This window comes from Micromonospora sp. NRRL B-16802, assembly GCF_001279555.1.
In the GTDB taxonomy this organism is placed as follows: Bacteria; Actinomycetota; Actinomycetes; order Mycobacteriales; family Micromonosporaceae; genus Micromonospora; species Micromonospora profundi.
In genome coordinates this window covers 1-3,290 of sequence record NZ_LGEB01000099.1, presented here as the reverse complement: position 1 = coordinate 3,290, position 3,290 = coordinate 1, and the positions used below count along the sequence as shown (strand labels likewise).

Here is a 3,290-nt window from a genome sequence, read left to right as displayed (position 1 = left end):
CACGAACTCACCGAACGCCCGCCGGTCCATGCCGCTGGCATCGGCCGTCGGCACCTCGACGAGCGCACCCTCCAGCACCTGGATATCCACGCCGGCAACATAGCTGATCGAGAGCATCCAGGCGCACGCCACCACTAGTAGCCACCTCGGCGACGACCACCGGCACCGATCGGTGTCGGTAGGCCGTGGAAGACTCTCGCGCCGTGAACGTTGACGAGTTCTGGGCGGTTGTGGAGTCGGCCGGTGCGGGTCTCGACGGGCGGACTGGCGACGCTGGTGAGGCCGTTGCCGCGGCGCTGGTGACGCGCCTGGCTGCAACATCACCGGAAGGCATCCTCGACTTCCAGGAGCTGTTCGACCAACTCCACGGTGCGCTCTACCGCTGGGATGTGTGGGCGGCTGCGTACCTGATCGGCGGGGGATGCTCGGACGACAGCTTCATGGACTTCCGGGCGGGAGTGATCGCGCAGGGGCGCGAGTGGTACGAACGCGTCCTGGCCTCTCCCGATGCCCTGGCTGACCATGCAGTGGTGCGACAAGCGGCGGCCGAGAAAGACGACTACGCGTTGTTCGCCGAGTCGGTGAACTACGTGGCCTGCGAGGCCTACGAGCGGGTCACGAATGATGACCATGCGTTCTACGACGCGATGGAAGCCCGCCAGCACGTTGCGGTAGGCGTTGGCGGAGGCTGCGAGCCCGACATGGGTGAGGACTTCGACTTCGACGACGATGACGAGATGCGGCGTCGGCTGCCCCGGCTGGCCGGGCTGTTCCTCGGCCCCGACGATGATTGACCTCGGCGGTTGACCTCGCCGCCGCTCACGGGACGGCGTGGCCACACCAGCGCATTCTTGAGCACCAGTTGCCACCGGGCAGGGTTTACGCTGTCGCTCGCGGCCACTGCGCGATCTTCGGTTGTCATCACCAATCACCGGTGATCAGGCAGCGGTCGCGCTCGACGAGGCAGCGCACCGGAGACGACTGGCAAGCCGATTCCAGCAAGCCATGCGGTTGATGCGTAACCACGATGCACAGACCCAAGAGGACGGGTTTCACCAGCTGCGACCCTACGCCGCGCAGCACCTCGACGAGCTGATCACCGAGTTCAACAACGAGACCGCCCACGGCCTGCGCTGCTGGTTGCTCGAACTGATCGGCGAAGCCCACTCGGAACAAGCTCTGCCGGTGCTGGTTGAGCAACTTCACGGCGAGGACGAATCGCTGCGGTCCTGGGCTGTCAGGGGCCTCGAAAAGCTCGATACCAGACCGGCACGTCGCCAGATACACCAAGCCCGCGCTACGGGCTTGATCCCATGACCGCGAAGCCAGATCGCGAAGTGCCACTGGGGCACTGTCCGGACGTCTGCTCGGTCGCGATCTCGACTTCGGTGATTCAGCTCGCGCGGCGGTAGTGCATGGACATCACGCCGTTGCTCAGTGGTTCGGCCGAGAGCAACTCGAGCCGGCGGGTGGCGGGCAGCCCGCCTTGGTACAGCGTCGGGCCGTGGCCGGCGATCACGGGATGGACGAGCAGCTTGTACTCGTCGATCAGGCCCAGCCGGTCGAGCTCGGTCGCGAGCTTGCCGCTTCCGACCAGTACCCCGTCCGGGGTCGCGTCCTTGAGCTTCTGCACGCCCTCGCGTAGATCGCCTGTGATGTGGTGGCTGTTGGTCCACGGGAAGTCCGTGCGCGTCGACGACACCACGTACTTGGGTTGAGCCTCCAGCGTGACCGCCCACTCACGTATGGCCGGCGGCGCTTCCACGTCACCGCGGGCGACGGCCGGCCAGTAGCTCTCCATCATCTCGTAGGTGACGCGGCCCCACAGCATCGCTCCGCTCTCGTCCAGGAGACGGGTGAAGAAGGCGTGCGTCTCGTCGTCGGCGATCCCCTCCTGGTGGTCGACGCAACCATCCACAGTGACGTTGATGCTGAAGGTGAGCAGTCCCATGGCCGGGGAGTCTAGTGCCGCCAAGGCGTCGGGACCGCACCATCATTAACCGCGTCGCATCCCATCCGGATATGCGTTGTCTACCTGTCCCTCCGCCTATAGGAGAACAGTGCCGCGCCGTGAAGACCTGAAAGCCCGGAGCTGCGTGTACGGCAAGCATCGCCGGAGCGCCGTAATAGGCTGCTGATCGTGCACGGGTTCACCGATGTCGACAGCCAGTCAGACACTATGGACGGACATCAAGGTCCTGGCCAGCTTCTTGGTGGCCAGGGCCTCATGTTGGCGCCCGGTATGTCATCGTCCGCTGACGCCGACTGCATGGCGGCAGGTGAGGCGCCTGCCGCGCTTCAGGCTGGGCGCGTTCGGCAGAAGAGGCAGCCCGGCTCGATGGCCTTGAGAGCCGGCGTACCGTTTGTGTCGTGGCAGGTCGCTGGCATCCGGAACTCGGGCCCGAAGGCTTCCTGGAAGTAACTGCGAACCAGGCACGGCTCGTGCTCGATGTCGAAGAGGGCCGGCCCACCTACGACGCGGGTCTCGAATTTCAGGGGCTGGCCATGGAGGCTATGGCTGAGACCCCCAAAGGCGAGTACCTACCTGACATACCGACCGCGCTCAACCTGATTTGGGGAGCACTGACAGATGAGATGGACGCTCCTGGAAGGGGATCGCCGGAACAGGACGCCGCTGCGGTCCGACACATGAAGCAGGCGGCAGCCGAATGGCTTGCAGTCGTGGATTCGCGAGTTGGCAGGGCGGCCTACCTTGATCGTTGGGTGCACGATGAGTGCGGCTAACAGCGGGTGGCCCCTGAATCGTGAGGTCACCGCGTTGCCTGACTACGGCAGTGCCGAACCCGCATGCGGACCACGCCCGCTTCACGGCCGTGGACCTGCTGCTGCCCAGTGCCGCAAAGCTGTACCTGGACGCGGTCCTGGCCGGACTGGCCCGGCGCCTTGGCAGTTCCCGGTTGCCTGATCGAGGCTAGACCTTTCCGGTCCAGGGTTTTCCGACGCCAGCGCGTGCCGCGCTGCGCCCGGGCGGCAGGTCAAGAATGTCGATCAGGCTGGGGTCCTCGTCGACGGCATGATGCAGGTGCCCGACTTTGCCGTTGCTGCCGCTCGCGTCGGATGCTCCGATCAACTGCCAGACCCCGTCGTCCGCATCGTGACTGACGAACAGAACAGGCTCACGGCGTTCAAAGACCTCAGGGGTCTGGATGCAGACCGCGCCAAGCAGCCAATGCCGCATCCACCATGCTCGCCGATCGTGCTGCATGACGTGGTCGGTGACCCACCAGACGAACGGCAGGTCCTCGTGGGCACGCGACTGGTCTGCGGTC

General features: G+C 65.4%; 4 protein-coding genes and 1 pseudogene. 2 read left to right on the top strand and 3 right to left on the bottom strand.

Annotated features, from left to right (window positions below):
• The first annotated feature begins 203 nt into the window (after positions 1-203).
• On the top strand, positions 204-794 hold the full coding sequence (locus ADK66_RS26840) for a DUF4240 domain-containing protein (protein ID WP_053660157.1): 591 nt from the start codon (positions 204-206) through the stop codon (positions 792-794).
• 127 nt (positions 795-921) lie between these two features.
• Here ADK66_RS26840 and ADK66_RS31670 read toward each other — a convergent pair whose 3' ends face one another.
• Together ADK66_RS31670 and ADK66_RS26830 are read right to left on the bottom strand one after the other, a co-directional pair.
• Entirely contained in the window at positions 922-1,287 is a 366-nt protein-coding gene (locus tag ADK66_RS31670; RefSeq protein ID WP_157552957.1) for a hypothetical protein, read from the bottom strand.
• Positions 1,288-1,393: 106 nt separating this feature from the next.
• Positions 1,394-1,951, bottom strand: coding sequence for a dihydrofolate reductase family protein (locus tag ADK66_RS26830; RefSeq protein ID WP_053660152.1), 558 nt, complete (start codon positions 1,949-1,951; stop codon positions 1,394-1,396).
• Between the two features lie 419 nt (positions 1,952-2,370).
• Here ADK66_RS26830 and ADK66_RS31665 point away from each other — a divergent pair, with 419 nt between their 5' ends.
• Positions 2,371-2,745, top strand: coding sequence for a hypothetical protein (locus ADK66_RS31665; protein WP_157552954.1), 375 nt, complete (start codon positions 2,371-2,373; stop codon positions 2,743-2,745).
• A 187-nt stretch (positions 2,746-2,932) separates the two neighbouring features.
• On the opposite strand, the pseudogene ADK66_RS32010 reads toward ADK66_RS31665, so the two are convergent.
• Positions 2,933-3,290: pseudogene (locus ADK66_RS32010) on the bottom strand (hypothetical protein); the annotation flags it as partial.